Here is a 19,190-nt window from a genome sequence, read left to right as displayed (position 1 = left end):
CTATTCTCAAAAAGAAAGGTGTAAAACTGTATGATCTCGCTTCTGGCCCGTTTCTTCTGTAAAAGCGACGGGAAAAGCCCCGCTCAGCTGCGGACGGCCTACGGCATTCTCTGCGGTGCTGTGGGGATCGGGCTGAACCTGCTGCTGTTTTTGGGCAAGTTCTTTGCTGGGACCCTCTCCGGCTCCGTCGCCATCACGGCGGACGCCTTCAACAACCTCTCTGATGCCGGTTCCTCTGTGGTCACGCTGCTGGGCTTCCGCATTGCCGCCAAAGCGCCGGACCCAGGCCATCCTTTCGGCCACGGCCGGGCGGAGTACCTCTCCGGTCTGGCGGTATCCATGCTGATTTTGCTGATGGGCGTGGAACTGGCCAAGGAGTCCCTGAATAAGATCCTGCACCCCGCTCTGGTGGAGTTCAGCTGGCTGGTGATCGGGATTCTGGCTGCTTCTATCTGTGTGAAGCTGTATATGGCCATGTACAACCGCTCCCTCGGCAAAAAGCTCTCCGCGCCGGCGCTGCTGGCGGCAGCGGCGGATTCGCTGGGAGATTGCATGTCCACCTCTGCCGTTCTGGTCGCCACCCTGATCGGCCATTACTTCCAGCTCCCGGTGGATGGCTGGGTGGGTGTTCTGGTGGCACTGCTCATTTTCAAGGGCGGCATAGACGCCGCCAAGGACACCATCGATCCCCTGCTTGGAAAGCCTCCCACACCGGAATTTGTTAAAGAAATCGAAGATCTGGTGATGGCCCACAAGGAAATCTCCGGGATTCACGATCTGGTGGTCCATGACTACGGCCCCGGTCGGGTGATGATCTCCCTCCACGCGGAGGTCCCGGCCACCGGCAGCGTCATGACGATCCATGACGCCATCGACAACATCGAACAGGAGCTGCACCGGAAGCTGGGCTGCGAGGCGGTGATCCACATGGACCCCATCGCCACGGATGACAGCATGACCGTTGTCCTCCGGAATAAGATCACAGAGCTGGCCCATTGCATCGATCCGGCCCTCAGTATCCACGATTTCCGCATGGTCCCCGGCCCCACCCACACCAATCTGATCTTCGACGTGGTAACGCCTTTCGGCTTTCGGCTGGAGGACGCCGAGGTAGCCCGGCAGCTCCGGGCCCTCATCCGCACCTTCGACAGCCACTATGTCCCCGTGATTCAGGTGGAGCACTCCTACATATAATCTGACAGCGGCGGCCCGGAGTCATTCCGGGCCGCCGCTGTATGCGCAGGCCGATCTTTTTTTGATTTTTCCCGCAAAAGGCCTTTACAAGTTTAGGAAATGTTGCTATAATAACAGGGCTGTATGGGGGCGTAGCTCAGCTGGGAGGAGAAGCGGTTCACTTATAGCCCCTCTTTTTCTCCGGTCTAACTCAGTTGCCCGCAAGCGGTTCCCATCTCACAAAATTTCATATCCGGGCCCGTAGCTCAGTCTGGGAGAGCGTACGGTTCGCATCCGTAAGGTCGAGGGTTCGATCCCCTTCGGGTCCACCATCAGCAAGGCAAGTGGTTATACCACTTGCCTTGTTTTTGTTTCCATCGCCAGAACCGTATCGTTTCTTCTCCCCCTGATTTCCTCTGGTTCTTTATCCAGATACAGTGCTTGAAATTCCTCAAACGACACGTTGAACTCTATGTCGATCTCATAATCACGCCGCACATGAACTTCTTTTACAAACTGAGCCACAATCATTTTCTTAGCTTCAAAGGTGCAGTTATCGTACATTTCAGCCCAGCCTATCAGCTGGTCATATTCCCGCAGCACCTGACTGGCGCTCTGGACAGTTTCCTCAAGTTCTGCTGTGGCTGTCTGAATCTGCCAGCTTAATTGTTTGATTTGCTCAGAGGTTTCTGCGACAAGACTATTAAGCAAGTCCACATTCAAACGGCTGTTGCCTTGAATGACCTTGATGGTCTCCGCCCGCAGGTCTTGATATTCCCGCTGTTTTTGCCGGTATTGCTCGTTCAGCAGGTTCAGCTTGGACTTTGCGAGGTCTACTTCCTTAGCCTGCTGTTTCGCTATCAATTCCTGCGAGGGTGCGCTCCAGATGCGTCCCAGCTGGATACGGATGATTTGATCTACCAGCTTGTCCAGCTTTTCAACGCCATACCCGGATTGCCCATCACATTCGCCGGGATGCCGGATATTGTAATGGCATTGATACCTCGCTCTGGTCTCGCGTATAACAGTTCCGTCCTTTCGGACACGCTTTCGTCCGCTGGTGGTCAGTGTCAGACGTCCGCCGCAGTGACCGCAATAGATATTCCCCACCAGCAAAGACCGTCCCTTTGTATTGAGCGGTACGTCATTATGTCGGGTCACTCGTTTTTCCATCAGCTGCTGTGCCTTTTCAAAGGTCTCTTCATCAATGATCTGAAGGTCGGTCAGCACATCTGACTGACTATCTCCATTTCGGATAACTCCGGTATAAATGGGGTTCTTGATGATGCGGTTGATAGATGTGGTTGGAATGTTGCGGCCCTTTTTGTTTTTGATTCCCTGTTCGGTAAGATACCGGCAAAGGCGTTGCGCCCCGTATCCCTCATAGAGATATTTTTGAAAAATCAGCTTAACGATTTCCGCTTCGTCTGGGTCTACAACAAGGTCTCCTACGTCCTGATTTCGCTTGTTCGTGCGGCCCTTATGCTCCAATCGGTAGCCAAAAGGAACCACCCCACCAGTGAAGCAGCCTTCTTTCGTCAGCTGTTCCATGCGGGTTTTGGTACGCACAGAGGTCTTGATGCTTTCCCCGGATGCCTGCCAATAGCGAATGTAGTTCAGCAGCTTGTCAACATGGGTATCAAACCGCTGTTGGCCTTCCTTGACGCTCCAGACTTCAATACCGTTTTTGGCGAACCATTCCACAACGAACGGTGTTTCGTCCTCTCTGCGTCCCAAACGATCAAACATGAACACCAGCAGAATATCAAACTTGTTCTGCAAAGCGTCTCGCTGGATTTCTTGAACGGCATCCCGGTCTTTGGCCGAAACCTTAAACCCGGAAACACCCTTTTCCGAAAACTCCTTGACGATTTCCCATCCGGGATGCTGCTGAACAAACTCCCGGCACGCTTCCTTTTGCATGGGAATGTCATCTTTTTCGACTTGTCCAAGCGTTGATACACGATAAAGGCAATAAACACGCCGCGCTGTTGTTATCAATTCTTCTAACATATACATCACTCCTGTTTTCTTCCGATATTGGGAATGGTGTATATGGCCTCGTTTCAATTTTCAAGGTGCATATCTACACCATTATTATCTCATATTCACGTAGAAAACACAAATTTTATGGCTTTTTAGAGACGTTTGAAAGAAGAATATCCTTGATCTCACGAACTGCGGCAGGGTTTTCCTTTCCGGCATATCGAACCGTAACCTTGCAGCCATCCACATAGATCGTCTGCGGCTGCTGCGTTCTCTGCGGAAATACAGTCTGCTTCTGCTTCACAATCCATTCCTCCGTATATTTTATAAAATGGCAGGGCCATATCCTCATGCGGACATGGCCCTGATATAAAATGCCGTTTTCCTCGAACCCGTTCCTGCCCCTGCACAATATTCAGCGGCGTTTTGATTTCCTTGGTACGCAGACGCGATACTTCACCGGAAAGCATATCCGATTCGGACGGTCATTCACTTCTCAAGGTGCAAGGTGTTCACCACATAGCTGTGATGAGCAAAAAGCTGTTACCAGCCCGCGCAGATGTATTTTCAATGCGCTTGCGCCGAATGGCGGCAGTGTCGAAATATGTCTCAAACTGAGCCATATTTTCAGCGGAGGGATAGGAGAAAGGCGGCAATGTGCCGCCTTTCTCCCTTTCAGTCAGTTTCTCAGGTAAGCGGCCAGAATGTCGATGAACTGGGAGTTGGTCGGTGGCTGCTGTAATTCAGTCCCAGCAATCAAGTTCAAAAAGCTGTGGTCGGGATAGCTTCAACAGCTCTGAATAAGAGTGCGAAGATTGCGCTCCACACAGCTCGGCGTTGTGTTGAAATGCTCCGCCGTCTGCATATAAAGTCGCTTTGTAATTAACAGCATATTCTCCGGCTGATCTCGGACTTGCTCCACCATGTAGACTGCATAGCGGAAACCGGCCAGTTTACCACTCGCGCCAAGGAGTCTCAGCAGGCGCTCGGCATTCAGTGAGATCTGCGAAGCGTCCCGCTCATATTCAGGCACATAATAAACTAAAGGCATAAAATACCCCTCCTGTTAAAAATTAAGATACAAACAGAGAAAACGCAGTAGGGGCGGGCCTCTCGGCCTGCAATAGGTCTCGGCACGGGCCCTCAACTATGCTGGAATTAAATTCTGCCGTTGGGGATCCCCCATTTTTCCGTTTTCATCGCAAAAGCGGGATGGTCGGGGGCTTTTATGCGAACGGTCATCAGGTAAAAATCCTGTGTAAACATCCATATCCTCCGTATCTCAATCATACACGATAAATGCCGCTTTGTGTCACGTATTCGTTCTACAATGCCCTACTAAAACTGGCTGATATTTGTTGTTTTCCGTCGAATATCGAGCTTTTAGCAAAATTGGTATAAAAGAAAAACTGCAAGGTAGCCCGCCGTAGAGCCGCCTTGCAGTTTTCCATCTATTCTCTTAATGCCTTATCGTGTTTTTTACTGATACTTCGTCCAGTCCGGTGCGCTTGTCAGCTTTGTCCACTTTTCACCGACCTCGCCCTTGCGCTTGAAGTCATGGCTGTTGGTGGCTTCCTGGACGGCAAGGTAATGCCAATCGGTGGGCTTGTTGTCCGGCCACACAACCATGCTGCCGAGCAGATCTTCCTCATCCTGCGGCATACGGCAGAGGACACGGTTGATCATCGTCATAGCCTGCGCACGGGTGATGTAGTCGTTCGGACGGAACGTGCCGTCTGGATAACCTGCGATCCAACCCAAAGCTGCGGCCCGCTTGATCTCCGCTTCGGCCCAGTGACCGGAAATGTCGGAGAAGTTGTTGTTGCCGTTGGTCTGCTTCGTGTCGAAACGGGCGCAGATCACTGCAAACTCAGCGCGGGTGATAGGGGCATTGGGATCGAAAATCTCAGCCGTGCGGCCCTTCACGATGCCCAACTTTGCCATGGTGGAGACGGATTTGTTGCACCACTGACCGTCGACCACATCGGTGAAGGTGTTCTCAGCAGTCAGGTTTCCGTCACGGATGTCTGCGTTGAGCAGCCTGAAGAAGATCGTGGCGGTCTCAGCGCGGCTGACGTTTGCATTCGGGCGAACATTGCCGTCCGAGTAGCCAATCACATAGGCGTAGTGGTCATCGCCATTGAGCATATCCGGCACAGTGGATGCCTTCCAGCCAGCATATACGGTCTTGTCGCTGGTCATCTTGATGCTGCTGATCTTTTTGGTCAGTTCCTTATCCGCATACCAGCCTGTGAACGTATAGCTTTCTCGGATGGGAACCTTGTCCAGCGTCACAGTCGTGCCGGAGGAATAGCTTTCGTCCTTATAGGAAGTACCGCCGTTCGACTCGTAGTGCAGGGTGTACCGGGTCGAATGGCCGGAGGAGGAGTTGTTCTTTGCCCACTGGGCGATATAGACCGCATTACCTGTCACCGTCGCAGTCACTGCCGGAGACCAACCCTTGAAGGTATAACCGCTGCGGGTCGGCGTTCCGGAAAATGCAGGAGTCTGATCACCGCTGTGCAGTCCGGTGGTTGTCTGATCCCCAAAGGCAGCACCGCCAACGCCATCCTTGTAGGTGACGGTATAGGTCGTGTTGGCCTTCCACTGGGCATACAGCGTTACCATATAACAAGGCATATAGAATGTGTCATCCTTGGTATAGGAAACTCCGGAACCATCCGCTTTGGTGTTCCAGCCGATGAACTGATAGCCATCACGTTCAGGTACTCCATCTGCGATATTAACCAAAGCATTGAATTGATAAGACTCCATGTCAGGTGCGTTTTTCCCGCCATTTGCGTCATAGATCACCGGATATTGGTCAGCCTTGTTCCATGTATAGACTGTGACCTCATTCTGCCCACTTGCTTTTACGTATCCCAACAACAGTGCTTCAAAGCTCATCTCCCTGCCCTGGGGAGTATAAGAAACAGGGTAATGGAACGCTACAACTTCATTTTGGAGTTCTGCTATATATTCATTGCGTTCTTCTTCAGTAATTTCCCCATTGTTATAGGCCTGATTGATTGCAGCCTGCTGATCAGTGACGTATTGCAGTGCTTCCTTCGCCTCTTTCTGCATTTCAGGTTTGGGCGAATTCATTAGCAGCTCCACCAAATTAACAGTCCACTTCCATTCGGTGATTCCAGAACCCGCCGGCGGAGCCGGAACCTCTTCAAGTTGACCGCCGTTTTCCAATGCCGATTCCATTATTGTCCTGGACGGGATCTCCTCAACACCGAATGTCTCATAGTGAACTGTGAATGGCATATCGATGTATTCTCCCCAAACTGCGTAGAACGTAATTTCGGCGGGACTTTCAGCGGTAAGCTGAACGGCTGCCGGGGATTCACTGGCCTTTGGATCGTCTGGATTAAGGTACCAACCTTTGAAGCGATAGCGCGTTCCATTTACAATTTTTACAATTTCGCTTTCTTCGTCAACGCGTCTATAATCACCGCAATCCGAAACGTATTTACTATCGTCTCCCGTCGGACGTTCGACAAGGAACTTCCAAGTAGTTGAGTTATCGATATCAGGGAAATAGCCGCCCTGCGCATCAAAGCTTACCTTAATGACATCTAATTTCTTCCAGATCGCATAAAGAGTCAGATCATGATCTGGCATTGTAATGCTGTCTATGGTACGAGAGTACGATTTACCAGTACCGTCCGGTTTGTCATTCCATTCTATGAATGAATAACCCTCTCTGGTAATCCCTCCCCACCAAGGCATCTTCGCCTTCTCACCGGGGTATGCTTTGGCAGTATAACTTGTGTCCGAGCCTCTTGTGCCACCTTGGAAATCGCAATGAAGCGTGACCTTTTCGATCCACTTGGCATAAAGCGTAATATCCTTGGTCACGCTGTCGTTGGCAAAATCCCACTTTTGCGTGTAATCCGGACTTGTATACCAACCGTCAAACTTGCAGTCGGTTTTTTGGGGTTCCGTTGGCTTGTATGCCTTCTGTCCATACTTAACTGTCTGATCTGTTATAGTCGATGGCGTTCCGCCCTTCGTATCAAATTTCACCGTGAACGGATCACCCAGCGTTAAGTACTGTATAGTAGTATCTTTTTCTACTACAGTGTACGGGATGTAGTTTTCATGACTATATCGATTGTTCGGCTCGTCCTTAACCCAGTCATATTTGGACTGCAAAGAAAACACTCCGCCTGCCATGTTGTAAAAATCATGAGCGCCCACGTTCGCAGTATTGCCCTTGATGGGAGAACCCCTCTGTATGGTTTCACCTTCATTGGCCACACCACCGCCGCATTCAGAAGCAGTATTGTTCGATATAATACCATCAGAACAATACAGAATTGCTGACTGACCAACATAGACACCGCCACCCACCGAGGCTGAATTATGGGATACCTCTCCGCAAGTGACTGATCTCTCAGTATTAGCATCGTCATCTCTGATGAACTCAGTTACATATACACCTCCGCCTTTTTCACCGGCTTTATTATACGACACTGCTCCATAAAGACGAACGTCTGCCCCTATCTTCGTAATATACCATCCGCCGCCATTTTTTCCGGCTTCGTTGTAGCTTACGTCGATGTTGGGGGCAGAAAACGACATTACGCTACCTCTGCAATAAATGCCGCCGCCATCCGTTTTCGCTTTGTTGTGGGAAACTGTACTGCCCTTATCGCCTGCAATGGCTATAGGGTACCATCCCGCATTGGATCTTCGATAAATGCCACCGCCACAGTCAGCCTCATTATATGAAACCTCTGCGGTATTATGCAGACGAACCGTAGCATTTCCATCTGCAAAAATGCCGCCGCCAGACTCGGCGGTATTACCCGTTACTTTTCCGGAAACAAAAATACCGCCAGTACTTACTCCTTCTCCAAAAATACCACCGCCTTGTTGTGCGCTGTTATTTGACACAACACCATCTTTTTTCAAAGTAACGCTTCCACCATCGGCATAGATACCGCCGCCTCTTTCCGCGCTGTTGTGCGAGATGGAACCTCCATATATTTCAATATCTGCGATGCTGAAGATTCCTCCGCCATAAGCTTCGGCCTGGTTATAGGCGATAAGACCACCGTACATTTCGATGGCTCCGTTTACACCGCCACCTGTATATGAAGAACGGTTGTTGAGGATGTTGCCGCCGTTCATGAAAAATCCAATATCTCCCTCATGTCCCGTATAGGTTCTGGGTGCATACACGCCTATATTCGCATTACCTGCAATTGTGCCGCCATTCATGACGAAATGACCATATCGCACATCTGCCAAGGGATGAGTCTTACCTGAGTCTATGTAGATGCCGGAACGTTTACCACCGGCAATAATACCGCCGTTCATGGTAAATGTTCCACATAACCCGATGTGAACACACCCTTCGCGCGTTCCTTCACACGAAGCATTACTGGAGATGATTCCTCCGGTTAGAACATCATAGTGGCCGGTAGAGGCGGGTGAGGAATCAATGCTGTAAGTATCCTCACTCCAATAGCCATAACGAGTACGAGGGGTTGCACCGCTATCATTCAGCGTCAACGTACCTTCAATGCGCAAAACATTAGTTGTCTCCTCGCCGCCATTTATGTCGTATCCATTTAGATCGAGCGCAATATACTGTTCTTCTGCAACCTTAATAGGCCAACTGGCAGGAGCGTTGGTGCCGGTAGTCACATCCTGATACAGTGTTACCTTGGCAGGAGCTTCCTCGGTGGTCGATGCCGCAGAGGCCACAGCCCACGCAGCAGCAAAACTATCATATGCGGTGATATCCTCACCAATTTGAACAGTTGCCGCCTTTGTGCTTCCGGTATCTCTTACAGGAGTCTGCTCTCCGAGTGATTCACTCTTACTTTTTTCTGCCGTGGGATCGTCTGCTGGCGGTTCCGCTACAGACTCTTCCACTTTCGTAGCCGACGAATCACCCTGATCAACGAGAACAGGGGCAGTTACAGATTCTTCTGCCGCCAAAGCCGTCGTCGGTATCATGGGAAGAATCATGCAAAAACATAAAAACAGGGATAACAGTTGCTTTTTCAAGTTTCTTTCCTCCTAAATATAAAATATCTATCTAAAAACCCCGGCATAGTCAGGTGCTGCTTTTTCTTTCGCGGCGGTCAAAAATACAGACTGATCGTCATGGCACTTCGTTCCGGAAGAAAGGCTGATTCCGGAAAAAGCAAAGATATTTCAATGTTGGTCAATCAGTCAATATACTGATGAACAGCGTATATTAACAAAAAAACAAGACTTAAAATGCGGAGAGTACCACATAATTTGCGTTCTGTGGTATACAATCTCATATTGTGAGATTTATCACCGTTCAAAGCACCGTCGTAGCGCAATTCCTCACAAATTGACGTAAAAAAATCCGAGGAAATGTGACAGGTTATAGATTCTCGTCGATTTTGTGAAATAGCTGTTGCAAACAGTATATTGCAATGCTATAATTTCAACGCAAAATTAGTGGATATTCAGGCGTTATGCAATAAAATACCACAGAACGCAAATTATGTTATCACAAGTCCCAATCGTCCCATTTGGCGTGCGTGAATGATTCCGCTCTCTGCCGTATAAATGCGGGTGGTAACAATACTGGAATGTCCCAAAATGTCAGCGAGGCGGCTCAGATCACGCTCCAGCGAGTAAAAAGTGCGGGCAAACAGGTGACGCAAGCTATGGGGAAAGACCTTCTCCGGCGCTACCCCAGCACGTTCACACAGGCCCTTCATATCTCGCCAGATATTTGACCGGTCTAACGGCCTACCCGTCCGGGTGGTGAATACCACCCCGGCGGTCTTTTTTTGTTTTCGCACATAGTTCCGAAGAAGCTGACGCAGTTTGTCCGGCAGGAACACCATACGCCGTTTGCCTTTGCTGCTGATCTCGACCCTGCCGTTCTGTACGGACTCAACGGTAATAAAGCGCAATTCTGACACACGGATACCCGTAGCGCAGATGGTCTGAATGACAAGGGCAAGGCGCTCGTTGTTCTTCCGTTGTGCTTCCTGCACCAAACGGTCATACTCTGCTTTCGTCAGCTCTTTTGATTCATCTATAAATAATGCTTTCTGCACTTTCAGCAGTTTCACAGATAGCCCTTGCCAGCCATAAAATCGAAGATAGCCGTTGACGGCGATAAGCATGGAGTTCACCGTAGCTGGGGCATACTTGCTGATAAGCAGTTCCTTCCAGTCAATCAGTGTAGATTTGTTCAGCGGCGCATTGTGCAGGTAGCCGCAGAGTTCATTCAGGTCATGCCTGTATTTCTGAAGTGTAGCAGCAGACCGCTCCTGCTCCCGTAAGTGGGTCAAATATCTGTCAATCATGGTTATCGTTACAGCGGGGTGTTTTTTCGACATATCAGTACCTCCAAATTGTAGTACCGATATTTTACCGCATCTGTAAGAGCTATTCAGTTGCGTTTTCCGGCATATTGACCCAACGGGCTTTCCGTGTTTGAGGGTGAATCACCAGAGTCGGCTTCCCCAGCGCAAGGGCATAGGCCACGGCCTTGTCTTCTGCACTGCCATTGGAAAGGTCGGGGTCATAGACAGTCATTAAAACCTCCGACTGCTTGATGATTTGCTGATAGGCTGAAAACTGGGCGTCTGGCTGCTCATGGAGAGCGATGCAGATTATGTCCGTGCAGCTCGCCAGCATATTAAAATAACGGTCTCGCAACTGCGGTGTCCACTTGGTAGCCTGCCCTTCGTGGGGCAGGGCACAGATCAAACGAAGGGCTTGGTCATTTTCCCTCAGCGTGTTGATGATCTCTGCGGCGTATAGCCCCACGCCGGGGTCGCAGGCCACCTGAAACTCTGTTACCCCGCATTGGCGCAGTTCCATGATGCGCTGCGCCAGCTCCAGCTTCATGCTGCGGCACTGGGTATCCTCCTCGTCAAACCCCCATGGGAAGCAAAGAGGATGTTGTCCCATGACCGCACAGCGATGATTCACCAAGCCCACCCGCTTTCTCTCTCGTTTTTCACCATTTGCTTTCCTATAATATACTATTGCTCACTAATTAAAGCAATAGCTTTCTGATATATACAGAAAAGGGCAGTGGGAACCCGTATAATTTTCTTATCATCAGAAAGGCAGGACACGGTATGAGCAAAGAAGTATCCTTCAAGAATCGTGACCGATTCATACAGCTTGGGATCGCCATTGCGGCGCTCCGTAAAATGCGTGGTCTGTCACAGGAGAAGCTGGCCGAGAAGGCCGGTGTCAGCCGCTCACTCATCAGCACGATTGAAGCGCCGAACATGGCTCACGGCTTCTCGCTGGATGTGTTCTTCGATATTGCCGATGCGCTGGAGGTCGATCCCGCTGACCTTATCAACGCTTCCGTATTCCCGGACAGGATCATAAAATCGAAATAGCTTTTAATGCGTCTCAAACTGAGACGCATTTTTCGACGATTTGTGCGCCAAGCCCCGTATCTGACTTACCTCTCATTTTACTGCATTGTGGGTATAATCACAATATGGTTTTCTCAGAATACCACATATAATTTCTTTATCAGACAGGAAATGTGGTGATGGAGATAGTCGATTACGGGCCGCTGTGGGAAACCATGAGACGAAACAATGTGACGCAATACCAGCTTTTGCAGAGTGGCATTGATAATCACACGCTCGACTCCCTCAAAAAGGGTGGAAACATCACCATGCTTACCTTGGAGAAGCTGTGCAAGATCATTGGCTGTACTCCGAACGATGTTGTATCCTTCAAGTAGCGGTTACCGGCATTTTTGTTGGCAGCCGCTATTGTTTTAGAGCAAAATAAAAACAGGCCCACACTACCAAATATGGCAGTGTGGGCCTGAAATAATGTGTCTCGATTCAAGACGAATTCGACAGCAATCACAGACTGACGGGATCTTCGACTTCTTCAACGAATAGCCCCATGAGGTCATGGTTAGTCCCCACGTTGGTCACTTCAAAGTGATTGACGCAGTGCTGAAGCCACGGGAAGGTGTCGCTCATATCGTGGATCAGATCGAATATCTCCAAATCCGTTGTTTTGTAGCAGGAATGGTAGCCGGAATACTGTTCATGGGAAAAGTTCCGTTTCGTCAGGAACTTTTTCATCAATTCATAAGCGCCCTTTGGCCGAGTTTTGGAGTAGTATTCCTCCAAATCCTTGATCCGCAAATCAAAGTAGAGAGCCTTAAAACGCTTGGCTTCTTTCCTCGCCATTATGCAGCACTCTCACGGTGGGCATAGTGATAGAGAACATCCTCCACGATGAAGTCCGTCTCATTTTCACCGTCATCACTATTGTACCAAAGCCATTTGACAAGGTAGGCCATAAACCATTCCTTGTCCTTCAGGGTGGTGATGAGCCGGCCAAACGTACCATAGTCACGAGGCATCCCATTTCCGTAATAGCAGATCGTCCCATCAGAGAGCGTTTCTCTGCGAAAGCCATACTTGGTGAAGGATTTGTCCAACGCGGCATAGATGGACTCTGGAGCATACTTATGCTCCGCTCGCATCTGAGCATCGTTAAATTTGATTTCCAGCTTCAGCATGGTATCTCCTCCTGTCGGCCAAAAAAGTTCTTTTTATATTCATAGTATATAGGATACCCCCTCGATTTGCAATGTATTTCTCCGTCGAAAAAAGTCAATTATCTGAAAAGTAATCCGGCCGCGCAACGGAAATGAAACCGCTTGTGCCGGTAATGACCACATTATTAGCGCCGCTGGCACAGTGGATCACCAGTAGGCTACCATTCTCATCCCGGCCGCAAACGATACCGACATGGGAATTGTCCGGGTAAAACACCAAGTCGCCGGGTTGTGCGTCCGACCACGAAATATCGGTGCAGTACGAGTGCTGCATCGTGGCGCCGCCGCCATGTCCGATGATGTAACTGCCGCCCGTGGCATTGTAAAAGGCCCAATCCACGAATCCACTGCAATCTAACCCGTAAGGCCGATAAGTGCCGGTGGTAGAACTGCCTGCGGCTGTGACCTGACGAAGCTGCCCCCAGCGGCTGTCCCAGCCAAGCACCAGTGATTTTCCGCCCCAAAAATACGATACCTTTCCATAAAGCATCAGTGCATTTTGGACGACCGCCCGGCGCTCCGGGGAAAGGTCTGCCGGGAGGTTCTGAAGAACTTCCTCTGCGTCCGCATTGGTGATGGTCAGGCTGGAGGCCAGCGAAGCCAGCGTGGTTCGGTCTGCCAACAGCTCGTCCAAGGCTTCATTCTGATACCGGGTAAAAGAGTAGATCGTCCGCATTTCATCCGCTGTTTTCGGCGTGATGGTGATATGCAAGATGTACTCCGTCCAACCATCATCGTCTCCACTTCCGGGATGGTCTATTGTCTCCACCCAAGAGGCGATCTCCGTCATATCCCAGAACACGGCAGTCAGACGGGCCACCCGGTCTGCATCCAGCGTGGCCACATCCACGCCATCATCCGTGCCTGCGGTTTTAGCTGCAAAGACAGCCAGCACTTCCGGCCAGTCCGGGGTCTGCCCTTGAATGTCGATGCTGTCATAGTCTCCGGCCTGCAACTCCTCCAGCTTGGCGTTGTAGGCGATATTCACCTGCGCCACGGCCTCAGCTACCGACACAGTATCCGGTGCGTTACGCTCTGCCGCAAAATACAGTCCAAAGGGGGAACTTGCCACAGCCGCGATGATGATAATGACCACCAGCGCCACCAAAACCACCGTGCCGCCAACGAAACCGGCCAAGGCAGAGATTAGGGCAGCAGCGGCACGGCGGAACATCCCCGCTGCCCGCTTGAACAGCTCTACCGCTGTCTTGGCGGTCTTTTTTGCCTGTGCCGCAGTCTGGTGGATCTGTTGCTGCGAAGCGGTTTTCTGTGCTGCTGATATAGGCTTTGCCGCAGTCTTGAAGGATGTACGCTTAACCTTTGGAGCAGGCAGGAACTTTTCTGGCTTGCTTCTGCTATGATCGTTCACGGCAAACCGTTTCTTCTCTTTGAAAGCGCTGTGCTTCGGCGTATCCGTCTTTGACGGTGAAACTGGCTCCCATTCTGCGTCATAGAAAGCAGGCGGCTCCTCCACAGAATGAACGGTCCGTTGCTCCGAAAGCAGCTTGCTCTTCTGCTTGTCCGCTACGAACTGGCAACGTGCTTCAAACTGCTGCTTTTCATCCAGTGGCCTTGCTTCTTCAGCGGAAGGAGTCTCCAAGAAGTTTTTACTTTTAGGCGCTGTGTATCTTGCAGGGGGTTCCCGCGAAGCGGCGGTTTGCTCATTTGCTTTGTGCTCACGCGGAATACTCGCAGACGATTTTTCCTTTATTGGCGGTTTTTGCCTTACCCTCGGCACCTGCGCCGCACGATCCTGCACCGTGTCCACCGCCCAGTTGGCCGTGTCCTCTACTTCATCGACAGCCTGTGTTTCCGCACTGTCTGATTCCGGTTCCTGACGCTCCGCCAACTGCTGGCGGTACTTCTCCTTCAGCACCATAGCCCGGTGGCAGGGATCAAGCATAGCGGTACGCTTGCTTTTGGGCTGCCCCATTTTGGTCTTCTCCTTAAATTCCGGCAATCTGGTACACCCCCTTAATGTGTCTCGATTTGAGACAAATTTCGACAATGCTCATTTGTCCCCCGGTGTCGTGGTCATCAGGCGATAAAGGGTGCCGTCACGGGGAAACTCGTTGACGAAGGGGATGATGGAACTGCCGATCCGCATAAGGCCGTGACCGGCCTCCACATTTGTCACATGGCTCATCTGCGTTTCCGAGATATGCAGCAGCTTCGCCAGCTCCGCCCGGTCAGTTGCCGCCTGATTGAGCAGGATCAAAAACTCGCTGTTGGCCAGCATCAGACGGGCCGTTTCCGAGCGCAGACATTCCTCAATATTCTGCGTGGCGGCGGTCATGGCAGCGGCGTACTTGCGAAAGCGTTTCCAGCACTTGTAGAGAAATTGTGCGGAGTAGTAATACTTGAAGAACAAATACACCTCGTCCACGAATACCCATGTGTACCTTCCGGCCAGCCGATTTGCCGCCACGCGGTTCTGGATCGTCTCCAGCACCACATTCAGCGCCGTGGGCTTGAGCTGTTCACCCATCTCGTAGAGGTCAAAACAGACAATGCGGTTATCAATATCAAAATTGGTTTCGTGGGCGAACATATTCAAGCTGCCCTCCACGAACAGCTCCGATGCAAGGGCCAATTCCTGTGCTTCACGCTCCGGCTGCCGCTTGACCTCGTTGCGCCAATCCGGGAGAGTCGGAATCCTGCCTTCGCCGCCGCTCTTGATGAAATCGTGATAGATATTGGCGGTACAACGGTCAATGATAGACTTATGGAACGCCCCCAGCTGTCCGACACCCATCTGCTGCTCGCAAATGCTCATCATCAATTCGGACTTCATAGCCACCGGGTTCTCCCCGGCTCCATAGCCCCGGTTAATATCCAGCGGATTGATGTGGTGCGGGCTGGATGGAGAGATCTCCAGCACCGCCCCTTGCAGTGCCCGCGTCAGCTCGCCATACTCACGCTCGGCGTCGATCATAATAATATCGTCATTGGTAGAGAGGGCAATAAAGGTGATAGCCTCCTTCATGCTGAAGGACTTGCCGCTGCCCGATACACCCAGCACAAAGCCGTGTGGGTTCAGTAGCTTCTTTCGGTTGCAGATCAAAAGATTTTTACTTACGGCGTTGACGCCATAATAAATACCGCCCGCGTCTTGGATCTCCTGAACGCGGAACGGCATTAAAACGGCGGTAGATTCAGTTGTCAGTGTGCGGGTGGTCTTGATGCGGCGCAGGCCATAGGGCAGGGCCGTATTCAACCCGTCCTCCTGCTGGTATCGCAGAACGGAGAACTGACACGCCTGCTCCAGCCCAATCGCTTGCAGCATCTCCGTGTCGGTGTTCAGCTGCTCCAGCGTGTCCGCCATGTGTACGATGGTGACATTGGCAAAAATCATCCGCTGGTCGCGGGTACTCAGATCGTCCAGAAACTCCTTCGTTTCCGCCCGCAGCTGCTCCAGCTCATAGGGAACGCTGGCCGTGAAGTTATTGCGGCTGTTCTGGCGCTGCTGCCACCGGGCAATATCCGCTTCGATACCGAGGATACGGCTCTGCACCTCCCGGATGGCCTCATCGGTGGGAATGGGGAGAATATCAATGGACAGCATGAGGTTTTGCGGGAAATCAGACAGCTTGGAGATCATCTCGTCCTTGATGTAGCTGGCATAGTCCCGCAAAAACAGAACACGGCCAACTTTGCCGCCCATCTCGAAGTGGTCTGCTTTGAAGCACAGCCCATCCGGGCAGATGTAATCCCGGAAGTCATGCCCTTTCTTCATGGCATCACTCAGGTCAAACCAGAAATGTTCTTCTTCGCCGGGACGGAAAAAATCATGGAAGATTCGCAGACGCTCCTGATTATCCAGTGCTTTTGCAGCGCTCTCCAAGCGCCCAAAATTTTTCCCAAGGTCAGCGTCTACCCGGTGGAAGAAGGTGCGGGCCTCCTCCATGTTTCTCCGGGGCACCGAAACCGTAATGTACTTGTCTTGAATGAGGTCATTACTTTCTGCGGCCTTGTCGGTCAGGACGCTGTTGTACTCCCTGCGGTAACCGTCCAGACCGTCCCCCCGCTCCCGCATCAGGACACTGCGCTGGAAGTCCGCGCCGTTGAGACGCCGGTTGTTGATGGTGATTTTGGTAGTGGCATCCGTTGGCAGACTGTTCAGCACACCGCAGTAGGAAGTGAACATATCCCGCTGATCGTCATGGGAGGCCAGCGCATAGTTAATATCCGCAAAGCGCCAAGTCCGGCTGAACTTGCCGCCGGTCTGCCAGATACCGTCCCGATAGATCTTTTGGATGGGGATGGATTGCTGGACGCTCCGGGGAATCCTGAACCGCTCCCGTTCACTGCGGTCAGCGGCAATCAGCGTTTTAATCATAGATGTTTTTCTCCTTCTCGTTCAGAATTTTGCAGTACAGATTTTCAGAGCGGAACACCCTCGGCCCCGCACACAAAATCTGCGACTTGATAAACGCCCACACGAACTGCTCAAAGGTCAGGCCATTATAGCGAAAGAAGCCGGCCACAGCCAGCGGCGCGGCGGCAACGATGCAAACCCAGCTGGCCGTTTCTTTGCCGATAGCACCTTTCGTCAAAAAGTAGGTGCCGATGGCGGCGCCTACGGCCAGCACCGCACAGATGAACTGCCGAGTAGACAAGCCGAAGAAAATCGTCTCGCTGTGCTGCCGGACTTCTTTGGGTATCTTAATTTCCATATATCTGCCTCCCGTCGAAATGTGTCTCAAATTGAGCCGCATTTCTTCTGAATTGATTTATTTTTCGATTTTTTGACACGATTTTTGAGGTATGAGATAATAGAAGTACCAAATATAGGAGGTTTTTACTATGACGATCCTGCAACAGGTACTTCTTGCTTTCGCCGCATTTGTTCTGTTTATCTTTGCGATCCGGTTGGTGTTCGCTCTGCTCCTGCATCTGCAACTTCTGCCCATTCTGGTCTGGCTGGGCGTAGGCCGCATCTATCCCCAATGGGCAGCGGAACATCCCTTTGTGTTCTACGGCGTTCTGGCATTTTTCGGATTGCTGGCGCTGTCCTGCTGGCTCCGCCCAGTGGTGGAGTGGGTACAGGAACGGCAGATGCTGCGGCTGGCCGAGCGGCAGATCAAAAATGACCTGCACCGTGCCAATGCGGAGGGCCGTACCATCACTGGCTTTCAACTGTGCAACGGCGTACCCATCCCTGAATATGGGGACTGAAAAACGGCGGGCTTCGGCCCGCCGTTTTCTTGTCTTATAGCCCGAACATCTCCTTTGCGATGCGTTCCGCACCTTTGATAAGGGCCACCAATATCAGCATATTGAAAATGGTCTGCGCTACATACTGCCAGCTCATCGTAACAACGGGCAGCGAAGTATCCGCAATCGGCGCGCCGCTGGCGGCAAAGGCGGAAAAAATCAAACAGGCCAGCACCACGATAGCACCCTCCATGCAGACACCGAGATAGCTTTTCAGGAAGGCTTTCCCCATAAAAGAGGTATCCTCCCCCGCAAAAGAGGCCAGCGGCAGCGGGGCCAGAGCCGTAAACATATACAGCCGAAAAAAACGCCCGTAGACGGTCATAATCAAAATAAATGACAATACTGTGATGAACAGGCTCCCCAAGAATGTGACCATCCAGAGGGGGACGGACTGAAAGAAGCCCACTTCTTCGATAGCGTCAGCTATCTCCTGCGGCAGTGTCACGCTGGCGGCACTCATGCCGCCGATGCTGCCCATGATGGACTGCACCACGCCACCGCACACAGAAAACACGGCAGTCATAATTTCCATAGCACTTCCCACGGCCACCTTTGCGATTATGAAGCGAATGAAATGCCGCAGGGCAAATTCCGGGCGCTGGAGGTCGCGGAAGCTGGCGGCAGAGCGGAACACGCTCATAGCGAAAAACAGCACCAGCAGGCCATAGCCGAAGGCTTTCAGACCGTCATTGATAGTGACGATGGTATTCCAAATCTCGCCGCCGCGAAAGGCTTGCGGCGTGGTGGTGACAAGGCTCCATATCTCTGTCAGCTTTTCGTTCCATGTATCAAAGGACGCTTGCAGATTGCCGACGATCCAGTTATTCAAATAATTTCACCCCATTTCTCCAGAGAAGTAAGAGGGGCAGGCTCCACGGCCTGCCCCTTTCCGTTAGACTGCACCAATGGCGCTCAAAATTTCCTTTGCAAATGCAATCATCAAACCGCCGAAAAGGCACAAAAAGCCCTGCGTCCTCTGGCTGGCGTCGTGAGACTGGATGCTCATGCCCACCTGCACGATGCCCCAGCCGAGAATGATAACGCCCAAAGCCTTGATGATGGAAAACACGAAGTCAGACAAATTCCCCACGATGGTCAGCGGGTCATCAGCGGCCAACGCGGGACAGGTCAGTGCGGCGCAGGCCAGCACGGTCAAAACGAGCGCCCCATAGCAGCGCCCGGCCCGGATAGTCCTGCGGTCGGCTTCAGACGGAATACGATTCTTCTTCATGGTGTCATTCTC

At 51.4% G+C, this 19,190-nt stretch carries 17 protein-coding genes and 1 tRNA gene; 5 read left to right on the top strand and 13 right to left on the bottom strand.

Going from position 1 to position 19,190, the window contains the following annotated elements; translation table 11 throughout:
- Nucleotides 1–30: 30 nt before the first annotated feature.
- Together H8Z83_RS01345 and H8Z83_RS01340 are read left to right on the top strand one after the other, a co-directional pair.
- A complete protein-coding gene (locus tag H8Z83_RS01345; protein ID WP_187013387.1) occupies nucleotides 31–1,194 on the top strand; it encodes a cation diffusion facilitator family transporter in 1,164 nt (387 codons plus the stop codon).
- A 234-nt stretch (nucleotides 1,195–1,428) separates the two neighbouring features.
- Nucleotides 1,429–1,505, top strand: a tRNA-Ala gene (locus H8Z83_RS01340).
- A 16-nt stretch (nucleotides 1,506–1,521) separates the two neighbouring features.
- Here H8Z83_RS01340 and H8Z83_RS01335 read toward each other — a convergent pair.
- The 6 genes from H8Z83_RS01335 to H8Z83_RS01310 all read right to left on the bottom strand — a co-directional run bounded on the left by H8Z83_RS01335 (nucleotide 1,522) and on the right by H8Z83_RS01310 (nucleotide 11,109).
- Complete coding sequence (locus tag H8Z83_RS01335) at nucleotides 1,522–3,186, bottom strand: recombinase family protein (RefSeq protein WP_256435279.1); 1,665 nt, start codon at nucleotides 3,184–3,186, stop codon at nucleotides 1,522–1,524.
- A 115-nt stretch (nucleotides 3,187–3,301) separates the two neighbouring features.
- On the bottom strand, nucleotides 3,302–3,463 hold the full coding sequence (locus tag H8Z83_RS01330) for a hypothetical protein (RefSeq protein WP_187013564.1): 162 nt from the start codon (nucleotides 3,461–3,463) through the stop codon (nucleotides 3,302–3,304).
- Nucleotides 3,464–3,946: 483 nt separating this feature from the next.
- Nucleotides 3,947–4,210 carry a sporulation initiation factor Spo0A C-terminal domain-containing protein gene (locus H8Z83_RS01325; protein WP_243184671.1) on the bottom strand — a complete coding sequence of 88 codons (264 nt, stop codon included), beginning with the start codon at nucleotides 4,208–4,210 and terminating at the stop codon, nucleotides 3,947–3,949.
- Between the two features lie 428 nt (nucleotides 4,211–4,638).
- Nucleotides 4,639–9,189: an InlB B-repeat-containing protein gene (locus H8Z83_RS01320; protein ID WP_187013386.1), complete on the bottom strand. Its 4,551-nt coding sequence runs from the start codon at nucleotides 9,187–9,189 to the stop codon at nucleotides 4,639–4,641.
- Between the two features lie 470 nt (nucleotides 9,190–9,659).
- Nucleotides 9,660–10,511, bottom strand: a complete 852-nt coding sequence (locus H8Z83_RS01315; protein ID WP_187013385.1) for a tyrosine-type recombinase/integrase — start codon at nucleotides 10,509–10,511, stop codon at nucleotides 9,660–9,662.
- A gap of 49 nt (nucleotides 10,512–10,560) precedes the next feature.
- The gene (locus H8Z83_RS01310; RefSeq protein ID WP_187013384.1) at nucleotides 10,561–11,109 is read right to left on the bottom strand and encodes an SLOG family protein; all 549 of its coding nucleotides are present in this window, start codon (nucleotides 11,107–11,109) and stop codon (nucleotides 10,561–10,563) included.
- Between the two features lie 152 nt (nucleotides 11,110–11,261).
- On the opposite strand from H8Z83_RS01310, the gene H8Z83_RS01305 reads away from it, so the two are divergent.
- Together H8Z83_RS01305 and H8Z83_RS01300 are read left to right on the top strand one after the other, a co-directional pair.
- Nucleotides 11,262–11,534: a helix-turn-helix domain-containing protein gene (locus H8Z83_RS01305; RefSeq protein WP_187013383.1), complete on the top strand. Its 273-nt coding sequence runs from the start codon at nucleotides 11,262–11,264 to the stop codon at nucleotides 11,532–11,534.
- Between the two features lie 158 nt (nucleotides 11,535–11,692).
- The gene (locus tag H8Z83_RS01300; RefSeq protein ID WP_207731959.1) at nucleotides 11,693–11,890 is read left to right on the top strand and encodes a helix-turn-helix domain-containing protein; all 198 of its coding nucleotides are present in this window, start codon (nucleotides 11,693–11,695) and stop codon (nucleotides 11,888–11,890) included.
- A gap of 127 nt (nucleotides 11,891–12,017) precedes the next feature.
- On the opposite strand, the gene H8Z83_RS01295 is transcribed toward H8Z83_RS01300, so the two are convergent.
- From H8Z83_RS01295 to H8Z83_RS01275, 5 genes are all read right to left on the bottom strand, one after another.
- Entirely contained in the window at nucleotides 12,018–12,353 is a 336-nt protein-coding gene (locus H8Z83_RS01295; protein WP_187013382.1) for a hypothetical protein, read from the bottom strand.
- On the bottom strand, nucleotides 12,353–12,688 hold the full coding sequence (locus H8Z83_RS01290; protein WP_187013381.1) for a hypothetical protein: 336 nt from the start codon (nucleotides 12,686–12,688) through the stop codon (nucleotides 12,353–12,355). The genes H8Z83_RS01295 and H8Z83_RS01290 overlap by 1 nt, the downstream gene beginning before the upstream one ends.
- Before the next feature lie 94 nt (nucleotides 12,689–12,782).
- A complete protein-coding gene (locus H8Z83_RS19485; RefSeq protein WP_243184670.1) occupies nucleotides 12,783–14,660 on the bottom strand; it encodes a C40 family peptidase in 1,878 nt (625 codons plus the stop codon).
- Nucleotides 14,661–14,738: 78 nt separating this feature from the next.
- The gene (locus H8Z83_RS01280) at nucleotides 14,739–17,066 is read right to left on the bottom strand and encodes a VirB4-like conjugal transfer ATPase, CD1110 family (protein ID WP_187013380.1); all 2,328 of its coding nucleotides are present in this window, start codon (nucleotides 17,064–17,066) and stop codon (nucleotides 14,739–14,741) included.
- The gene (locus H8Z83_RS01275) at nucleotides 17,059–17,403 is read right to left on the bottom strand and encodes a PrgI family protein (protein WP_187013379.1); all 345 of its coding nucleotides are present in this window, start codon (nucleotides 17,401–17,403) and stop codon (nucleotides 17,059–17,061) included. The genes H8Z83_RS01280 and H8Z83_RS01275 overlap by 8 nt, the downstream gene beginning before the upstream one ends.
- Before the next feature lie 130 nt (nucleotides 17,404–17,533).
- On the opposite strand from H8Z83_RS01275, the gene H8Z83_RS01270 reads away from it, so the two are divergent.
- Nucleotides 17,534–17,905 (top strand): hypothetical protein, encoded by a 372-nt coding sequence (locus H8Z83_RS01270; protein ID WP_187013378.1) that lies wholly within the window; start codon nucleotides 17,534–17,536, stop codon nucleotides 17,903–17,905.
- Nucleotides 17,906–17,939: 34 nt separating this feature from the next.
- On the opposite strand, the gene H8Z83_RS01265 is transcribed toward H8Z83_RS01270, so the two are convergent.
- Together H8Z83_RS01265 and H8Z83_RS01260 are read right to left on the bottom strand one after the other, a co-directional pair.
- Nucleotides 17,940–18,776, bottom strand: a complete 837-nt coding sequence (locus H8Z83_RS01265; RefSeq protein ID WP_187013377.1) for a VirB6/TrbL-like conjugal transfer protein, CD1112 family — start codon at nucleotides 18,774–18,776, stop codon at nucleotides 17,940–17,942.
- Nucleotides 18,777–18,839: 63 nt separating this feature from the next.
- Nucleotides 18,840–19,178, bottom strand: a complete 339-nt coding sequence (locus H8Z83_RS01260) for a glutamyl-tRNA amidotransferase (protein WP_187013376.1) — start codon at nucleotides 19,176–19,178, stop codon at nucleotides 18,840–18,842.
- Nucleotides 19,179–19,190: the final 12 nt, after the last annotated feature.

This window comes from Dysosmobacter segnis (assembly GCF_014297285.1).
In the GTDB taxonomy this organism is placed as follows: domain Bacteria; phylum Bacillota; class Clostridia; order Oscillospirales; family Oscillospiraceae; genus Oscillibacter; species Oscillibacter segnis.
Note: the sequence above shows the minus strand (reverse complement) of the source record. Positions and strands in the feature narration are given on the sequence as shown.

Excerpts from the sequence above, each read along its gene's own strand:
- H8Z83_RS01275 (WP_187013379.1), bottom strand. The coding sequence starts at position 17,403 with ATGGAAATTAAGATACCCAAAGAAGTCCGGCAGCACAGCGAGACGATT.
- H8Z83_RS01260 (WP_187013376.1), bottom strand. The coding sequence starts at position 19,178 with ATGAAGAAGAATCGTATTCCGTCTGAAGCCGACCGCAGGACTATCCGG.
- H8Z83_RS01295 (WP_187013382.1), bottom strand. The coding sequence starts at position 12,353 with ATGGCGAGGAAAGAAGCCAAGCGTTTTAAGGCTCTCTACTTTGATTTG.
- H8Z83_RS01345 (WP_187013387.1), top strand. The coding sequence starts at position 31 with ATGATCTCGCTTCTGGCCCGTTTCTTCTGTAAAAGCGACGGGAAAAGC.
- H8Z83_RS01315 (WP_187013385.1), bottom strand. The coding sequence starts at position 10,511 with ATGTCGAAAAAACACCCCGCTGTAACGATAACCATGATTGACAGATAT.
- H8Z83_RS01300 (WP_207731959.1), top strand. The coding sequence starts at position 11,693 with ATGGAGATAGTCGATTACGGGCCGCTGTGGGAAACCATGAGACGAAAC.
- H8Z83_RS01305 (WP_187013383.1), top strand. The coding sequence starts at position 11,262 with ATGAGCAAAGAAGTATCCTTCAAGAATCGTGACCGATTCATACAGCTT.
- H8Z83_RS19485 (WP_243184670.1), bottom strand. The coding sequence starts at position 14,660 with ATGGGGCAGCCCAAAAGCAAGCGTACCGCTATGCTTGATCCCTGCCAC.
- H8Z83_RS01280 (WP_187013380.1), bottom strand. The coding sequence starts at position 17,066 with ATGATTAAAACGCTGATTGCCGCTGACCGCAGTGAACGGGAGCGGTTC.
- H8Z83_RS01290 (WP_187013381.1), bottom strand. The coding sequence starts at position 12,688 with ATGCTGAAGCTGGAAATCAAATTTAACGATGCTCAGATGCGAGCGGAG.
- H8Z83_RS01335 (WP_256435279.1), bottom strand. The coding sequence starts at position 3,186 with ATGTTAGAAGAATTGATAACAACAGCGCGGCGTGTTTATTGCCTTTAT.
- H8Z83_RS01325 (WP_243184671.1), bottom strand. The coding sequence starts at position 4,210 with ATGCCTTTAGTTTATTATGTGCCTGAATATGAGCGGGACGCTTCGCAG.
- H8Z83_RS01270 (WP_187013378.1), top strand. The coding sequence starts at position 17,534 with ATGACGATCCTGCAACAGGTACTTCTTGCTTTCGCCGCATTTGTTCTG.